This window comes from Vagococcus carniphilus, from assembly GCF_014397115.1.
Lineage (GTDB): Bacteria > Bacillota > Bacilli > Lactobacillales > Vagococcaceae > Vagococcus > Vagococcus carniphilus.
Genome location: NZ_CP060720.1, coordinates 485,646 through 502,987 on the forward strand (window position 1 = coordinate 485,646; position 17,342 = coordinate 502,987).

18 protein-coding genes and 1 other annotated feature are annotated in these 17,342 nt (G+C 33.5%); of the genes, 11 read left to right on the forward strand and 7 right to left on the reverse strand.

The window, feature by feature from the left end; all coding sequences use genetic code 11:
* Positions 1 to 184 precede the first annotated feature (184 nt).
* The gene (glpK, locus tag H9L18_RS02550) at positions 185 to 1,696 is read left to right on the forward strand and encodes a glycerol kinase GlpK (RefSeq protein ID WP_126793761.1); all 1,512 of its coding nucleotides are present in this window, start codon (positions 185 to 187) and stop codon (positions 1,694 to 1,696) included.
* 49 nt (positions 1,697 to 1,745) lie between these two features.
* A complete protein-coding gene (locus H9L18_RS02555) occupies positions 1,746 to 2,465 on the forward strand; it encodes an MIP/aquaporin family protein (protein WP_126793763.1) in 720 nt (239 codons plus the stop codon).
* Between the two features lie 42 nt (positions 2,466 to 2,507).
* Here H9L18_RS02555 and H9L18_RS02560 read toward each other — a convergent pair whose 3' ends face one another.
* Positions 2,508 to 3,812, reverse strand: a complete 1,305-nt coding sequence (locus tag H9L18_RS02560; protein WP_126793765.1) for an N-acetylmuramoyl-L-alanine amidase family protein — start codon at positions 3,810 to 3,812, stop codon at positions 2,508 to 2,510.
* 131 nt (positions 3,813 to 3,943) lie between these two features.
* Positions 3,944 to 4,145 (forward strand) — a binding site (T-box leader).
* Positions 4,146 to 4,199: 54 nt separating this feature from the next.
* Here H9L18_RS02560 and aspS point away from each other — a divergent pair.
* From aspS to H9L18_RS02575, 3 genes are all read left to right on the forward strand, one after another.
* The gene (gene aspS, locus H9L18_RS02565; RefSeq protein WP_126793767.1) at positions 4,200 to 5,966 is read left to right on the forward strand and encodes an aspartate--tRNA ligase; all 1,767 of its coding nucleotides are present in this window, start codon (positions 4,200 to 4,202) and stop codon (positions 5,964 to 5,966) included.
* Positions 5,967 to 6,021: 55 nt separating this feature from the next.
* A complete protein-coding gene (locus tag H9L18_RS02570; protein WP_126793769.1) occupies positions 6,022 to 6,906 on the forward strand; it encodes a YitT family protein in 885 nt (294 codons plus the stop codon).
* Positions 6,907 to 6,973: 67 nt separating this feature from the next.
* On the forward strand, positions 6,974 to 7,714 hold the full coding sequence (locus H9L18_RS02575) for a class I SAM-dependent methyltransferase (RefSeq protein ID WP_185847474.1): 741 nt from the start codon (positions 6,974 to 6,976) through the stop codon (positions 7,712 to 7,714).
* A gap of 21 nt (positions 7,715 to 7,735) precedes the next feature.
* Here H9L18_RS02575 and H9L18_RS02580 read toward each other — a convergent pair whose 3' ends face one another.
* Together H9L18_RS02580 and H9L18_RS02585 are read right to left on the reverse strand one after the other, a co-directional pair.
* Positions 7,736 to 8,008 (reverse strand): GIY-YIG nuclease family protein, encoded by a 273-nt coding sequence (locus tag H9L18_RS02580; RefSeq protein ID WP_126793773.1) that lies wholly within the window; start codon positions 8,006 to 8,008, stop codon positions 7,736 to 7,738.
* The gene (locus tag H9L18_RS02585) at positions 7,995 to 8,741 is read right to left on the reverse strand and encodes a tRNA1(Val) (adenine(37)-N6)-methyltransferase (RefSeq protein ID WP_126793775.1); all 747 of its coding nucleotides are present in this window, start codon (positions 8,739 to 8,741) and stop codon (positions 7,995 to 7,997) included. Before H9L18_RS02585 ends, H9L18_RS02580 begins: the two co-directional genes overlap by 14 nt.
* Positions 8,742 to 8,866: 125 nt before the next feature.
* Here H9L18_RS02585 and H9L18_RS02590 point away from each other — a divergent pair, with 125 nt between their 5' ends.
* On the forward strand, positions 8,867 to 9,502 hold the full coding sequence (locus H9L18_RS02590; protein WP_126793777.1) for a lysophospholipid acyltransferase family protein: 636 nt from the start codon (positions 8,867 to 8,869) through the stop codon (positions 9,500 to 9,502).
* Positions 9,503 to 9,552: 50 nt separating this feature from the next.
* Here H9L18_RS02590 and H9L18_RS02595 read toward each other — a convergent pair whose 3' ends face one another.
* The 4 genes from H9L18_RS02595 to H9L18_RS02610 all read right to left on the reverse strand — a co-directional run bounded on the left by H9L18_RS02595 (position 9,553) and on the right by H9L18_RS02610 (position 13,325).
* Positions 9,553 to 10,398, reverse strand: a complete 846-nt coding sequence (locus tag H9L18_RS02595; RefSeq protein ID WP_126793779.1) for a PhzF family phenazine biosynthesis protein — start codon at positions 10,396 to 10,398, stop codon at positions 9,553 to 9,555.
* A gap of 102 nt (positions 10,399 to 10,500) precedes the next feature.
* Complete coding sequence (locus H9L18_RS02600; protein ID WP_126793781.1) at positions 10,501 to 11,658, reverse strand: iron-containing alcohol dehydrogenase; 1,158 nt, start codon at positions 11,656 to 11,658, stop codon at positions 10,501 to 10,503.
* A gap of 11 nt (positions 11,659 to 11,669) precedes the next feature.
* The gene (locus H9L18_RS02605; RefSeq protein ID WP_126793783.1) at positions 11,670 to 12,365 is read right to left on the reverse strand and encodes a phosphoribosylanthranilate isomerase; all 696 of its coding nucleotides are present in this window, start codon (positions 12,363 to 12,365) and stop codon (positions 11,670 to 11,672) included.
* A 15-nt stretch (positions 12,366 to 12,380) separates the two neighbouring features.
* Entirely contained in the window at positions 12,381 to 13,325 is a 945-nt protein-coding gene (locus H9L18_RS02610; protein ID WP_126793785.1) for a PfkB family carbohydrate kinase, read from the reverse strand.
* Positions 13,326 to 13,441: 116 nt separating this feature from the next.
* Between H9L18_RS02610 and H9L18_RS02615 the strand changes: the two genes are divergently transcribed.
* The 5 genes from H9L18_RS02615 (at position 13,442) to H9L18_RS02635 (ending at position 17,334) form a co-directional block, all read left to right on the forward strand.
* On the forward strand, positions 13,442 to 14,530 hold the full coding sequence (locus H9L18_RS02615) for a PfkB family carbohydrate kinase (RefSeq protein ID WP_126793787.1): 1,089 nt from the start codon (positions 13,442 to 13,444) through the stop codon (positions 14,528 to 14,530).
* Between the two features lie 113 nt (positions 14,531 to 14,643).
* Positions 14,644 to 14,901 (forward strand): hypothetical protein, encoded by a 258-nt coding sequence (locus H9L18_RS02620; protein WP_126793789.1) that lies wholly within the window; start codon positions 14,644 to 14,646, stop codon positions 14,899 to 14,901.
* A gap of 106 nt (positions 14,902 to 15,007) precedes the next feature.
* Entirely contained in the window at positions 15,008 to 15,883 is an 876-nt protein-coding gene (locus tag H9L18_RS02625; RefSeq protein WP_246433305.1) for an ABC transporter ATP-binding protein, read from the forward strand.
* A 12-nt stretch (positions 15,884 to 15,895) separates the two neighbouring features.
* On the forward strand, positions 15,896 to 16,705 hold the full coding sequence (locus H9L18_RS02630) for an ABC transporter permease subunit (RefSeq protein ID WP_126793791.1): 810 nt from the start codon (positions 15,896 to 15,898) through the stop codon (positions 16,703 to 16,705).
* Positions 16,705 to 17,334, forward strand: a complete 630-nt coding sequence (locus H9L18_RS02635) for a TetR/AcrR family transcriptional regulator (protein ID WP_126793793.1) — start codon at positions 16,705 to 16,707, stop codon at positions 17,332 to 17,334. Before H9L18_RS02630 ends, H9L18_RS02635 begins: the two co-directional genes overlap by 1 nt.
* Positions 17,335 to 17,342: the final 8 nt, after the last annotated feature.

Genomic DNA, 17,342 nt, shown 5'->3' on the forward strand with positions numbered 1-17,342 from the left:
ATTGAGAGACAAAAAAATAAAAATTTAAATAAAACTTTGGTATAAACTACTTTATATCAAAGTTTTTTTGTCTTTTTGTACATTTATCAAAAATTGTTTAAGGGATTAGGCTTTTTTATCTTTTTGAAATGGGGTATTATATGTTATATAAAGAAAGCGCTATCTTTAATAAGGAGGAAGAAACATGACAGAACAGCAATACATTATGGCAATCGATCAAGGTACTACAAGCTCAAGAGCAATTATTTTTGATAAGTCAGGAAAAAATATTGGTAGTTCACAAAAAGAGTTCACTCAAATTTTTCCAGAATCTGGTTGGGTTGAGCACAATGCGAATGAAATTTGGAATTCTGTTCAATCTGTTATAGCAGGAGCTCTTATTGAATCTGGTATTCGACCAGATAAAGTTAAAGCGATTGGGATTACTAACCAGCGTGAAACAACTGTTATTTGGGATAGAAAAACAGGAAAACCAATTTATAACGCTGTTGTTTGGCAATCAAGACAATCAGCTCCAATTGCAGACAAGTTAAAAGAAGATGGGCATGCGGATATGATTCACAAAAAAACTGGTTTAGTGGTGGATGCTTACTTTTCGGCTACTAAAGTTCGTTGGATTTTAGATCACGTAGAAGGCGCTCAAGAAAGAGCGGAAAAAGGAGAACTTGCTTTTGGAACAATTGATACATGGTTATTGTGGAAATTAACAGATGGTAATGTTCACGTGACGGACTACTCAAATGCGGCAAGAACAATGATGTACAATATTATGGATTTAAAATGGGATGACGAAATTTTAGAATTATTAAATATTCCTAAATCATTACTTCCGGAAGTTAAGAGTAATTCAGAAGTTTATGGCTATACTCAAAGTTATCATTTCTACGGTAGTGAAGTCCCAATTTCTGGTATGGCTGGAGATCAGCAGGCTGCGTTATTCGGACAGTTAGCTTTTGAACCTGGTATGATCAAAAATACTTATGGTACAGGTGCATTTATTGTAATGAATACTGGTGAAAAACCTCAAATTTCTAAAAATAATCTATTAACAACGATTGGCTATGGAATTAATGGAAAAGTTTATTATGCACTAGAAGGTAGTGTGTTTGTTGCAGGTTCAGCAATTCAATGGTTGCGAGATGGCTTACGTATGATTGAAACAGCACCTGAATCTGAAGAGATAGCTAATGCTTCAACAGGAGATAATAGTGTCTATGTTGTACCAGCTTTCACTGGACTTGGAGCACCGTATTGGGATTCAGATGCGCGTGGAGCAATATTTGGTTTAACACGTGCTACAACAAAAGAAGATTTTGTTAAAGCGACACTTCAAGCTGTTGCGTATCAATCAAAAGATGTTATTGATGCCATGAAGGAAGATTCCGGTATTGAAATTCCGGTACTTAAAGTAGATGGAGGTGCAGCTAAAAATGATGCGTTGATGCAGTTCCAAGCAGATATTTTAGATACTAACGTAACGCGTGCACCTAACTTAGAAACAACAGCTTTAGGAGCAGCTTACTTAGCTGGTTTAGGTGTTGGGATTTGGAAAGACTTAGATGATTTAAGAGCCTTCCAAGGAGAAGGAGATACTTTCAATCCAAATATGTCAGCAGAAGAACGTGATGATTTATATGCTGGATGGAAAGAGGCTGTTAAAGCAACACAAATGTTTAAGCGTATTGGTAAAAAATAAAGGTTAGTTATTTCAAGACATATTAATCACTTGAAAAGGGGAATAAAAAATGAGCGGAGATAGTTTACAGATTTTTAGTGAGTTTTTAGGAACACTGATTTTAGTACTACTTGGTAACGGGGTAGTAGCTGCGGTATCATTAAATAAAAGTAAAGCTCAAAATGGCGGTTGGGTTGTTATTACATTAGGTTGGGGAGCAGCAGTTACCATTGCTGTTTACGTGTCATCCTTCATGGGACCAGCTCACTTAAACCCAGCAGTAACATTTGGTATGGCTGTTGCAGGTAATTTTGCATGGAACTTAGTGGTTCCTTTCATTATTGCTCAAATTGTAGGTGGTATTGTCGGAGCAATGCTTGTTTGGATTACGTACTTACCACATTGGGAAGCAACAAAAGATGAAGCAACTATTCTTGGGACATTCTCCACAGGTCCAGCTATAAGAAGTCTTGTTTCAAATACGGTCACAGAAATTATTGGAACGTTCGTTTTAGTATTTGCATTACTTGCATTCTCACAACATAAGTTTGCAGATGGTCTAAACCCTCTGGTTGTTGGTGTTTTAATCCTTTCTCTAGGACTTTCACTTGGAGGTCCAACAGGATATGCTATTAATCCAGCTAGGGACTTAGGTCCACGTATTGCCCATCAAATTTTACCAATTAAAAACAAAGGTGGCTCTGATTGGGGCTATTCTTGGGTACCAGTTGTTGGTCCAATGATTGGTGGTTTACTTGCGGCTTTACTATGGGGACTTATTCCAGTTTAAAAAATAAAAAAATAAAGGTAAAGCTCAAAAATGGCTTTACCTTTATTTTTTTTTGTTTAGTTCAAGGAAATAGTTAGTACTACCTTCATAGATAGCTTCTGCTACTTTTTTATGGTATTTCTTATTTTGAGCATAGGCTGCGTCAGTATCATTATTGATATAGCCTAATTCAAGTAAAATAGCAGGTTTTTCGTTTTCTCTTAGTACCTGATAGTCTTGTGTGCCGAATCCTCTATTTTCAAGAGGTAGAATAGCAGCTATTTGATCATTTACTGCCTGAGCTAACTGTCTACCATTTTTATTACGGTAGAATGTTGTTGTTCCTGATCCTTCATTTGGATTACCAGTTGAGTCATAGTGCATACTAATAAAAATATCGGCAGGACTTTCATTACTAATTCGTGCAATTTTTGATAAAGATACAAAATCATCTTTAGAACGAGTCATTAAGACGCTATAACCTTGAGCCTCAAGTTTATCTTTAACGACTTTAGCTGTTTGAAGGGTTAAATTTTTCTCAAATACTTTCCCATCATTTGTTTGTGCCCCAGGGTCATTACCACCGTGGCCTGGATCTAACATAATCACATGTTCTGGTAGAGGTTCCCTAGGTCGTTTTTCTTTTTGGCTAATTTTATTGTTAGTTATTTCCCAGCTTCTCATATAACCTGTTTTTCCTGAATCTGTACGAACTTGATACCAGTAATCACTGACTTCTTTCAAAACTATTTTTTCAGCATAATCTAAAGTATCAGTTATTTGACTTGACTCAGATTGCTTAGAATACAAAGGCGCATTATCTAGAGCAACTTGGAGTGTGTCATCAACTTCAAATTTAGGTTGTTGGTTTTTTCTGATATCAATAGTATCTGTTGGGACCCATCCATAATTGCCATCGACAAAAATTCGACACCATCCGTTTAATTCTAGAGTGACAAAGACTTTTTGCTTCCTCTTTAATGTGTCTATGGTTTTACTGTTTTCACTGTTTGATTTTTTTAATTCTGTATTTCGCTGTGTGATAACAGCAGGTAAATAGGTATATGGACCTGAAGTGCCATCAAAAATAAGCCATTCTGGTACCCATCCTTCCGTTTTTTCAGAAGTTTGTATTTTATACCAGCCTTTTTTCTTTTCCTTAATAGTTACTCTGTCTTCCCTATGAACTTGGGTTAGAACAGGAGATGTTGCATTTGGCTTTTCTCTAACATTTAATGCAATTGTTTGAACATCTACAATTTGATTTGTTCCATGCATAAAATAGAAACCAGCGATGACTAAACCGACTATTATAAGGTTAAACACTAAAAGCTTAATTGTATTTTTACTTGTGTCTGAATTTCTCACTTCTCTATACTCCAGTACTGTATTTTATTGTAGTAAGGACAATTATAACAAAAAATAGAAAATAAGAGTAGTGAGGATATTTTAATCTAAAATACCTTGACTTTTAAGGGTATTTCTAGTAATTTTTAGGTATAATATCAATGAAAGAGAAAGTACTTTTTGCTTAAAGAGAAGACTAAAAAGGTGAGATTAGTCTAATAAAAAGGAAAGACACTCTGGAGATGAATGACTAAAATCATTCCGTTACGAGCGTTAATCGATAGTTAAGAGGAGAGACGGTATAGTTTCTCAAATCTAGGTGGTACCACGTGTGAGTCATCATTCGTCCTTGTTTATTTAAACAAGGGCTTTTTTTGTCAGCTGAAAAAAATTAAAGGAGTAGAAGAGATGGAAAAAAGAACAAGCTATTGCGGATTAATATCTAAAGAGCATTTGAACCAAGAAGTAACAGTAAAAGGATGGGTTCAAAAACGCCGAGATTTAGGTGGTTTAATCTTTATTGATTTACGTGATAGAGAAGGCATTGTCCAAGTTGTATTTAATCCTGAAACCTCTAAAGAGGCTTTAGAGGTTGCGGATAAATGCCGTAGTGAATACGTTATTGGTGTAACAGGAACGGTTGTAAAACGAGAAAGTGCTATTAACCCTAAAATGAAAACGGGTGAGTTTGAAATTATCGCTAGTGACATTGTTATCTACAATGAAGCCAAAACACCACCGTTTGTAATTGATGATAATCAAACAGTGAATGAAGACACCCGAATGAAATATCGTTTTATGGATATTAGACGCCCTGAAATGTTTGCTAATTTAAAATTACGTCATGATACAAGCAAAGTCATTCGTAATTATTTGAATGATAATGGCTTTATGGATATCGAAACACCTTATTTAAATAAATCAACTCCAGAAGGGGCACGTGATTATTTAGTTCCGTCACGAGTTCATGAAGGGCATTTTTATGCATTACCTCAATCACCACAAACAACCAAACAATTGCTGATGGGGGCTGGAATTGACAAATATTACCAAGTCGTTCGTTGTTTTAGAGATGAAGATTTACGTGGAGATCGTCAACCAGAATTTACCCAAGTCGATATTGAGACAAGCTTTTTAACAGCTGAGGAAATTCAAACTTATACAGAAGAAATGTTAGCAAAAGTGATGAGAGAAGTCATGAATCAAGAGATTACATTACCATTTCCTCGTATGACTTATGATGACGCAATGGCACGCTACGGTGTAGATAAACCAGATACGCGTTTTGCAATGGAATTAATTGAAATGAAAGATGCTGTATCTGATATTGAATTTAAAGTTTTCCAATCAACACTTGAAAACGGTGGAGCAGTCAAAGCTTTAAATGCTAAAGGAGCTGCTAGCAAATATTCAAGAAAAGACATGGATAATTTAGGTCAATGGTTATCTCAATTTGGTGCAAAAGGATTAGCCTGGGTTAAGGTTGAAGAAGATGGACTGAAAGGACCGATTGCTAAATTCTTAGTGGAAAAACAAGAAGAAATCATTCAAGCAACTGCCGCTGAGGTGGGTGACTTACTAATGTTTGTTGCAGACAAAAAAGAAGTTGTTGCTGCCTCATTAGGTGCTTTAAGAAATCGATTAGGAAAAGAATTAGAGTTAATAGATGAAGACACATTTAACTTCTTATGGGTTGTTGATTGGCCGTTATTAGAGTATGACGAAGAAGCAGGACGTTATGCAGCAGCTCATCATCCATTTACAATGCCAAAAGCAAGTGATGTAGAGCTCTTAAAAACAGCTCCAGAAAAAGTTTACGCAGAAGCATATGACGTTGTTTTAAATGGTTATGAACTAGGAGGAGGTTCTTTAAGAATTTATCAACGTGACGTGCAAGAAGATATGTTTAAAGCGTTAGGTTTTACAAAAGAATCAGCTCAAGAGCAATTTGGCTTTTTATTAGACGCATTAGAGTATGGTTTTCCACCACATGGCGGCATTGCTCTAGGATTAGATCGTTTGATTATGCTGTTAGCGAAAAAAGATAATATTCGTGAAGTGATTGCCTTCCCTAAAAATAATCGTGCAGTTGATTTAATGACTGATGCTCCAGGTCTTGTGTCAAAAGCTCAAATGGAAGAGTTACATTTGAATATTGTCACGGATAAAAAATAAATTGGATGTTGTGTGATTACAGATTTTCTTTTACTTGAAGGAGTTTAAAGATGACATGTTAAAATTAAAAACAGTTAAAGAACAGTTTATTGAGAATGGGTATATGGAAAGAATATCAATGGCTGTCATCAATGGGATGTTGCAAGCTATCGCCTTAAACTTATTTTGGCAACCAGGCCATATTTATGCAAGTGGTGTAACAGGTTTAGGACAAATTATTGTGACATTATCTGAGGATATTGGAAGTGTTCAGTTACCAATGTCTGTTGTGCTTTATGCATTAAATATTCCGTTATTTATTTTGGCTTGGTTCAAAATTAGTAAAAAATTTACCGTCTTTACAATGTTTTCAGTTTTTATGACGTCGTTTTTTATTCAAATAGTACCGGTGACAACTTTATCAAAAGATCCTATCATTTGTGCTATATTTGGTGGGGGAATTTGTGGGTTAGGTGTTGGTCTTGCTTTAAGGGCAGGGTTGTCTTCTGGTGGATTAGATATTGTTAGTGTAACAATTCGTAAAATGACTGGTCGTAATGTGGGGTCTTTAAATATTATTTTTAATGCATGCATTATTATGACATCAGGTTTTCTATTTGGTTGGCCGTACGCTTTTTATAGTGCTTTTTCAATTTTTGTAAATGGAAAAGTAGTAGATATGGTATTTACCAAGCAGAAAAAAATGCAAATTATGATTATAACGACTAAACCAGAAGCTGTTATATGCGAAGTGCAAAAAAGAATTCGTCGAGGAATTACGATTGTTAATAATGCAGAAGGAGCTTTCAATCACAATGAGTTAACTATTTTGATTACAATCATCACACGTGATCAAATTCCAATTTTACAAAATGCTATGCGTGATTCTGATCCTAAAGCATTTGTTAGTATATCCGAGAATGTAACTATTATGGGGAATTTTTATGAACCGTTAGATTAAAAAAAAGTTGTGACTTAATTGTCGCAACTTTTTTTATGTTAGAATGAAGACAAAAGGAGTGGTAGTAATGTTTGTTGAATATGGTAAATTAAGTACTAAACTTTATGAAATGACTAAACCAGTGGGATTTTCAATAGATGGGGATCTTGAATATTACTATGATAAATTGAAGAATTGCTCGGGGACGATTCTAGAAGCAGGAGTAGGAACTGGAAGAATGATGATTCCGTTTTTACAAAAGGGTTTAGCAATCGAGGGTGTTGATTTATCAAAAGAAATGTTAGAGCAGTGCGAGATTAATATGGCTAAAGCTGATGTGACAGGTATCCTTTATCAAGAAGATTTAACGAAATTAAATCTTAATAAGCAATACGAAGCGATTATGATGCCAACGGGTAGTTTTTGTTTGTTACCAAGAGAAATTATCCAAGACGTATTGGTATCATTTTTTAAGCATCTAAAAGAGTCAGGTCAATTATTAATTGATATTGAACTACCAATGTGGTTTAAATCAGATGAAATCAGTGTCGCAAATTATCCGCTATCTGAAGATGAGGGACTATTATTTACGAGTACGGCAAAAGAAATAGATTGGCAAGAACAAAAAGTTTCTTATATTCATCGTTACGAATTTGTTGAAAAAGGAATAGTTAAAGAGACAGAATTATCTCATTTTACGTTGTACTGGTACGGCATAAAAGAATTTGAAGAAATGTTACTAAAAACTGGTTTTTCTGAGATATCTTATGAGATAGGTTACGGAAAAAATCCTCAAGCTTCTTTAATTACGTTCTGTGCAAAAAAATAAAAGTCTGCTTAAATGCAGGCTTTATTTTTTTGAAAAGTTTTCTAAGTAATATTCTTTTTGTTTTCTACTTAATTGTTTAAAAGCATATTCTGCTTTCATTGCCTCGCTCTTAGTTTCAAAGACTTCGTGATGAATTATTGTAGCAGGTCGACGTTTAGATAAGCGTGTATATTTAGCACCTTTTCCAGTGTTGTGCTCTGTTAATCGTCTGTTTAAATCAGTTGTGTAACCACCGTAGAAAGTATCATCTTTACAGCATAGTACATAAAAATAATGTTCCTCACTTTGTCCCATGGAGCATTTCCTTAATCTCTGGTAGGTATTCATTATCTTCTCCGTAAACGTAAAGTGGTGGCAATATTTTTAGACCATCTGTTTTCCCATCTTTAATTCCTTCGATTAAAATAGTATTGGCTTCTTTTCCTACCTTAGGGTAGATAAATTGAATTTTTTTAGGTGCAATTCGATGATTTCTCATACTATCTAAAATATCCATTAATCGATCAGGGCGATGAACCATTGCGATTTTTCCATTCATCTTTAACAATTTTGAGGCAGATTTAAAGACATCATCTAACTGTAAGTGAATTTCATGTCTTGCAATAGCATAATAAGGATTAGGATTTTTTTTACTGTTTGGTTGTTCTTTAAAGTAAGGTGGATTACACGTAATAAAATCGACAGAATCACTTTTTATTTTTGTACTAACTTCTTTTATATCAAGTTGTTCCATGGTTACTTGTTCTTCTAATTCATTGAGTAAAATACTTCTTTTTCCCATATCAGCTAAACGCTCTTGCAGCTCAATTCCAGTAATGGATGCCTTTGTTTTTGGTGCCATAAATAAAGCAACCGCACCATTTCCAGAACAAAAATCAACAATAGTTCCTTTTTTGGGGATAGAGGCGAAGTAGGCTAGAAGAACTGCATCAAGAGAAAATGAAAAGACATCCGGACTTTGAATGATTTTAACCCCTCTAGCAATGAGTTGATCAATTCGTTCGCCACTTTTTAATAAATTGTCCATGAGAAACTTCCTTTCAAATCAATGTTTTTATTATAGCATGGTAAGATATGTTTAGATAAGAAAAGCTTGCAAGTTTTTGAATAATTAGGCATACTGATAAGGAATTTAAATAAAAAGGATGAAATATTATGTATCGATTTTTATTAGCAGTTGTTCGCTTTTTAACATTTTTTATTAATACAAACGCCCGTTACATAGGTCGAGACAATTTACCTAAAGAGGAAAATTATGTTTTAGTAGGCCCTCATAGAACTTGGTATGAGCCTCTATACTTTGCTATGGGAGCATGGCCAAAGAAATTTTCATTTATGGCTAAAAAAGAGCTGTTTGATAATCCTATTTTAGGTTTTATTTTGAAAAAATGTCATGTTTTCCCAGTAGATAGAGAAAATCCTGGCCCTAGTGCTATTAAAACACCTGTCAAAGCATTAAAAAATACGGATTTAAGTGTCATGGTATTTCCAAGTGGCAGTCGTTATTCGGACGATTTAAAGGGTGGAGCAGCCGTTATAGCTAAGATGGCTAAAGTGAAGATTGTTCCAGCAGTTTATCAGGGGCCTGTTAAATTTAGCCGTTTATGGACTAAACGTCGTGTGACGCTAGCTTTTGGTGAACCAATTGATATTTCAGATATCAAAAAATTAGACAAAGAAGGGATTGCTGAAGTTGAAAGACGGATGCAAAAAGCCTTTAAGGAATTAGATAATCAAATTAATCCTGATTTTGTTTATGTTAAACCTGAGAAAAAAGAGAAGAAGTAAAAAAGAAGTTATGATTAAAGTTTTAAAACTTTAGTCACAGCTTCTTTTTTTTATAAACTTAAAGATTTGGTTTCACAGTAAAAACCTCTACCACCAACGTAAACTTTTTTAATTTTTTTTTGCTCCGTTGTTTCTAGCTTAACTAGTATTTCAGAAGGTGAGTTTAGAGAGTAGCCTTGTTCAAATACATAAGTATCTCTAACAAGCTCATGTTTTTCATAAAGATAGCAAGCAAGTGCTCCATTTGAAGTGCCTGTTGCTGCTTCTTCATTGATATCATAAAGAGGTGCAAAATTACGGCAGATGATTCGTGTTTCATCAAACGTATAAAGATGAGCCCCGATAACATCATATTGTTCGCTAATTTCTTTAATTTTTTCAAAGTTAGGTGTTAATTCACTTAATTGTTTTTCACTTTTGATGGGTACTAATATATCTTTTAAACCAGTCGATACAATTTGAATGGGATAATGAGTATCGATGTCATTGATATCAAAACAATCTCTCAATTCATTTGAATCAATTGTTTCGTAAAAAGTAGGTGTGTTTTGTTCCATGAAGATCACATCATCTTTAATCGTAATCGTAAGAACACCACTCTTTGTTTCGATGGTATAATTATTTTTAGTTAATTTATTTAAATGCATCAATATAGTAAATGAGCCAATGGTTGCATGTCCACATAAATCAACTTCTTCTTTTGGTGTAAAGTATTCAATTTTAAAATCAGCTATTTCAGATTCTGTGACAAACGCAGTTTCTGCATAGCCTAATTGTTTGGCAATCGACATTTTTTGATTAACAGTTAATGTCTCTTGATTGAGTACTACACCAGCCTTATTACCACCATTTTGATTTTTACTGAATGCACTTGCTACATAAACGGGTAGAGTCATGAGATACCTTCCTTTCTTGATCACGTTAAATTATAACATAACGAAATATTATCAATAATAAAACCACCTAAACTTACTAATAATAGGTGGTTTTGATTTTATCTATAGTCCAAATTCAGCTAATAATTCTTCAACAATTTCACTCGACAATTCAAATGGCGTGTTACCAGCAAAACGTTCATGTTGGACATCCGCTGTTAAAGCTAAAACGTCTTTTCTTTTTATGTTTAAAGTATCAAAAGCAGTTAATCCTAAAACGTCATCTCTAAATTCACGGTATTTTTGTGAGGTGATTTTGCCAATCTCAGCTTCATCAGCTCCTTCTGGGAAGGTAGCTCCTAAGATGTAACCAATTTCTTTAATTTTTTTAGGTTTAACACTAGCTGTTGCTTTAAGTGTACCAGGTAAAGCGTAAGCACATGCTTGGCCGTGAGGAATATTTAGTTTTGCGCCAATGATATGGGCTTGGGAGTGCCCAATATGAGTGCCGCCATTATTCAATACCCAGCCGCCAAGTGCTGCAGCAACCATCATTCTTTCGCGTGCTTCTTTATTTTGTCCATCAGTTGTTGCCAGTGGTAAATAGTTATAGATTAAAAACATTATTTTTTCGCAAATGGCATCCACAACAGGTGTGGATAAGTTAGATGTATAAGCTTCAGCAGCGTGGGAGAAAGCATCTAATCCTGTTGATATAGTTAATTGTTTTGGTAGAGAGACCAGTAGTTCTGGCGCTAAAATAGCTACCTCACTAACAATTTCATTTGATAAAACAGCTAACTTTTCATTTTTTATGGTATCTGTCACAATCAAAGCATTCGATAATTCACTACCTGTTCCAGAAGTTGTCGGAATAGCAATTAAACCATGACAAAATTCAGTGATTTCTTTATCATATGCATAATCGGCAATACTTCCACCTAGAAGTCTAACAATGTTCATTCCTCTAGCAGCATCGATTACGCTACCGCCACCAATTGCTAAAATAGCATCACAATTATGTTCTTTGAAGAAAGAAGCACCGCTATCCACTAATTCAATAGGAGGATTGGGGATAACTTTATCAAAAATAAGATAATCTTTTTGATTTTTTTCTAGAGTTATCAACAATTGTTTAATAGCATCTGTGGATAGTAAGAAATTATCAATCACAATAAGCGGTTTTTGATATCCTTTGTCATTTAAAACATCAAGAGTTGTTGTAGCTAGTTCATTAGTCACAAGGACTTTCACTTTTTGTTCTAATTTATAATCTAACATATTGTCTCCTTTTATAAACCAATTTCTTTAGCTGCTTTATCAGCACGTTCACAGAACTCACGAACTTTAGGAATATTTTTTTCTGTCACGCCGTCTTCAAATTTATAGGACGTCTTTGTAAGAGAATCTACTCCGAATGGTTTGATTTGTTTGATACAATCTTCTACATTATCTGGTCCAAGACCTCCAGCGATGATGACAGGAATGTTAACAGTTTCCACAATAGTACGATCAATATTCCAATCATGGGTTTGACCACTGGCACCGATTCCTGTGTCTTTAGCTAATCCAGAGTCTGTTAGTAAGTAGTCACAATATTCAGCGTAGCCTTTAGCTCGCTCAATAGCGGATTCATCATCTACTAATACGGCTTGCATTAATTCAACACCTGGACATTCTTTACGTAAACGATCAGCAAAAGATTTGTCAGCAGTATAGTCCATACCAGCAATATGAACAATGTCTGGATTAACGCGTTTGATAATAAAGAACATTTCTTCCACATCTTTATTTAACATGATAGCAATTGATTTAACACCGCGTCGTTTGCATTCAGCGTAGATTTTATCCACAACATCAAAAGGAACACGGTGAGCAGGAATACCGCCTGTTTGCATTGGCACAAGTCCAATATGGTCAGCCCCAGCATCCATTGTTTGAACTGCCTCATTGTAATTTACGATTGAATAAATTTGTTTTTTTACCATAATTAATACGCTCCTTTAAATAATTTCCATATATTTCGTAGATCGATGGACGATATTTTTGATATTTAACTCTTCTGATACTGAAAGAGGTGACTCTACAGTAATACTTGCAGCAGCTTGAGACAATTGACCGATTTCTTTTAGAGGTAAAACATCGCCATAATAAAATCTAGCCCAGGCAATAGTTGCCATAGTACAATCACCAGCACCATTTGTACTAATAATAGTCTCTGCCATTGGAGGAATTAAAGTTGGTTCCTCGTCATGCCGAGAACATAGTATGCCTTTTTTTCCTAAAGAAATAAAAACATTTTTAACACCTTTTAAATTTAATTGATGGGCAGCTTCTTTTCCAGTTTCACAATCGATTACTTTAACACCAGTTAAAAGTTCTGCTTCGAGGTCATTTGGTTTAATCGTATCAATTTTATCAAGGACATGCCTAAATTTTCCAACTTTAGCAATAGAGACAGGGTCAACAAAAATAGGAACAGTGACATGCTGTGCTAAGTATTCAATGGATTCTTGAGAAATATTACCATCAAGTACAAGCATTTCAGCGTTGTTGATAAAATCTAATTTTTTTTCTAAAAAACGAGGAGTCATTTGTTTTACAATGCTCATATCGTTGATAGCAGTTACCATATCTCCTTGGTCATTTGCTACGTATAAATAAGTTGAGCTATTTTCACCAGGAATTTTTTCAGCATGATCAAGATTGATTTGATTTTTTTGACATTCTTTTTCTAGAATCTCACCAAAACTATCATCACCATACACAGTAATTAAATAAGTTGGTGCTTCTAAACGAGTTAGGTTTTGAGCAATATTTTGTCCAACACCACCGACACTCAAACTTATTTTTCCAATATTTGAATCTTTTTCATGGTAGTTTTTATCTGACAAACCTGCGATGTCTAAGTTTAAACCACCGACCACTACAATGTACTTATCTTCCACTGTAACCACCTCATCAATTTATTTACATATTTATTATAGGATGCGCTTCCAAAAATAGTCAAACTATTATATAGTGAATAAACAAATGTTTATAAAAATAGAGGTGGAGATTTTTTATGACAGAAAGAGAAAAAGTAATATTAGCTATTATTCGAGATAATCCAACCATATCTCAAGAAGAATTAGCGTTTGAGTTAGGCATATCAAGATCAGGTGTGGCAGCACATATTCATAACTTAATGAAGAAAGGCTACATAAAGGGAAAAGGTTATATTGTTAATAATCCTAGTTTTGTCACTGTTATTGGTGGTATTAACATGGATATTGTAGCTGTTCCAAAAGAAAAAGTAATTGTTAATAATTCTAATCCAGGAAAAATTAATTATTACTTTGGTGGGGCAGGACGAAATATGGCGTTAGCCCTAACTAAATTAGGTATTAGTACCAATCTAATTTCTGTTTATGGAGATGATGTTAACGGCGATCGTTTTGTATTAGATGCTAGAAGGCATGGTCTATCAATTGACTGTTGTGAAAAAATTAGTGGGTTTAATACATCGACGTTTGTTTATTTGGAAGATTATGCAAGTGATTTTAGAGTTGGACTAGATGATATGAGAATTTTAGAGAATATATCACCAGAGTTAATTAATCGTTATTTACAACGGATTAATCAGTCGAAGTATTGTGTCATTGATGATAATTTACCAGAAGAAACGATTAAACATTTGAGTGAATATGTGGATGTGCCAATTATCGCCAAATCTGTTTCTATCAATAAGGTTTTAAGATTGATTCCAATTTTATCTAAACTAGAATTGTTAGTTCTTTCTGATTTAGAATTAAAAACATTAGCGTATTATTTTGATGAGAACTTAATTACAATGGAACAACGAACTAAAAAGATATTAGCTGAAGGCATTAAGTCTTTACTCATTGTGGAAAAGTCAGGTGATGTTTCTTATTGGGAAGTAGATAATGTTTATAAAATAAAGAAACGTTTAACGCCTGAGTTCAATAGTAATGGCTCCACAGCTGTTTTTACCAGTTCTTTAATTTGGGGAATCTTACAAGGTAAATATTTGACCAAAGACCTCGTTGAACTGGGTTATTCTGGTGCTACAACTAGTTTTTTAACCAACGATTCGGTTTTTGAAGGTCTATCACCAGAGTTAATTTTAGAAAGGTATCAAAAATACTTTTAAATTAGATGAATGTTTAGAAAAACGATATAGGCTATAGTATAATTGAAGTATAAATAGATGGTGATTTTTGATAAATGTAGTTGCTTCTTTAAAAGAGAAAGTGAGTGATTAACATGAAAAAAACTAATTTTATTGTTGTATTTTGGCTATTACTAGCCCTCATATCTTTTGTTGTTTTTGTGATTAATTTTTCTGGATTCTGGGATAGTATTTCTTATTTGATTTTTCCAAGTAAAGAATATGTATACGAAGGAAATAGTAAAGAAGACTTGTTAAGAAAATTAATTCAAGTTATACCGATGATTGTCTTTACAGTAGTAACATTTATTATTGGAATTAAACAAGGGTTGAAAAATTATAATCAAGTTTAAAAACATTACACTGATTTTTAGTGTAATGTTTTTTTGAGCGATATTGACTAAAAGGTCAATAGAGATTAGAATAAGGATATCCATTAGAAGAAAGTAGGTGTTTGAATTGTCAAAAGTAATTGAAATCTGTCATTTAACAAAAAAGTATAAAAATATGAAAGCTGTTGATGATATTTCTTTAGAGATTGAAGAAGGTGAAATCTTTGGTTTTATTGGTCCAAATGGTGCTGGAAAATCTACTACAATAAAAATGCTTCTTAATTTTATATTTCCAACCAGTGGAGAAGCTAGAATTTTTGGAATGGATTGTATTAAGCAAAGTATTGATATCAAAAAGAAAGTTGGTTATGTCTCTAGTGATGTTCGCTACTATCATGAAATGACCTCCTTAGATATATTTAAATACACCGCTGAGTTTCATGGCATTAAGAATAGCCAGACTTTAATTGATGAGTATTTAGCTTATTTTGAAATTGAACCCAATAAAAAAATAGCTGATTTATCTTTAGGGAATAAGAAAAAAGTAGCGATTGTCTCAGCACTTCTTCAAAATCCTAAATTACTTATTTTAGATGAACCAACTAATGGGCTAGATCCGATGATTCAACACCGGTTGTTTGAAGTTTTAGAGAAGAAAAGTAAAGAAGGAATGACAATTTTTTTATCTAGTCATGATTTACATGAAATTCAAACACACTGTGATCGAGCAGCCTTTATAAAAAATGGAAAAATTATTTCAATCGAAACAATCCATAAAGGAAAAGAGATTGAGAAAAAAGTAAATGTGGTTTCTGAAACAATTCAAAAAGAAGACCTTGAAAAATTAGGAGCAACTCAAGTTCAAGTGAACGATACCAACTGGCAATTTTTATACAAAGAAGAGATTGATCAACTTATTCACTATTTAAGTGATCACCAAATAACAGATTTAGAAATAAAACCTCTTGATTTAGAAGATAAATTCTTATCAATGTACGAGTAGGAGGTAAGAAAAATGACAGTTTTTAAAATAGAATGGCAAAATAATCGAAAGAGTTTGCTGATTTGGACGATTGCTTTGGCTGTGATTATTGTTGTATTTATGAGTATTTTTCCTTCCATGTCATCTTCTGGAATGAAAGAAATGATGACAACCAAATTAGATACACTGCCACAAAATATGCTAAAAGCTTTTCATCTAAATTCAGGACCGAGTTTAGTAGAACCAACGGGCTTTTTTGCCTATATCTTTCAATATATTTTTATAGCAGCAAGTATTTTTTCTATTATGTTAGGCAACAAAATGTTAGTTAAAGAAGAAACAGATGGGACAATTGAGTTTTTATATGCTCAACCAGTTAGTAGAAAGAAAATTATTTTAGAAAAAATTGCAGCGACTTTGAGTATGCTTTTTGTCTTTTGGCTAGTTACCTATAGTGTAAGTATAGCAACTACATTATTTTTCAATGACGGTCTTTTAAAAAATAAAGAAATTATAACATCTTTATCGAAGATTTTTATAACTGAATTTGTTGTTTTAGTTTTCTTTTTAAGTTTAGGTTTTCTTTTGTCTAGTTTTTTAAAACAGGTTAATCAGGGGATTAGTATGGGACTTGTTTTCATCTTTTATTTATTTGGAATTGTTGGAGATTTAGAAGAAAAGTTTTCTTATCTAACTGATATTTCACCAATTGCTAAAGCGAATCCAGCGGCTATTTTAGAAAAGAGAATGGATTATCCTTTAATTGGAATCCTTATAGGTATTAGTCTTTTGCTATTCATCTTCTCCATCATTATTTATCAACGAAAGGATTTGGAAATTTAATGGAAGAAAAACAAATCGAAATTTTAAAAATTGCAACAGAAGAATTTGCAACTAATGGTTTTTATCAAACCAAGACAGATATTATTGCTGAGAAAGCGAATGTTTCAAAAGGCTTAGTGTTTCATTATTTTAAAACAAAGAAAAATCTTTACAGTGAAACGATCAGAGAGGCGATTGTTCAACTAGAAAAAGCCATGAATGAAGGAGAATACCCTACGAATAGTCTAATTGACTTGTTTGATTACTCTTTAAAGAAAAAATTTGAATTAGCTAAAAGCCACCAGTTTGAGATGCAACTAATTTTAGATGTATACAGTCATTTGGAGCAGTTACCTGAAGAGATGAATCAAGAAATTGATGATTATCTTGAAAGAGTGAATAAGGCTAGCTATGAAATGGTGGCGACAATCGTTAGAAGGCTACCTTTAAAAAATGGTATCTTTGAAGAAGATGTAGTCAAACTGGTATTGATGATTTTTAATCAAGTCGAGTTAGATGCTAAAAAAACAATGGAGCATGAAAAAGTAACTAATTTACGCTTTTTCGATCAAGTTATGTTTGATGCGAGGAAACAATTAAGTATATTAGAAACTGGATTTCTACGAGAAAACAGAAACTTTTCACGATGAAAAACTTT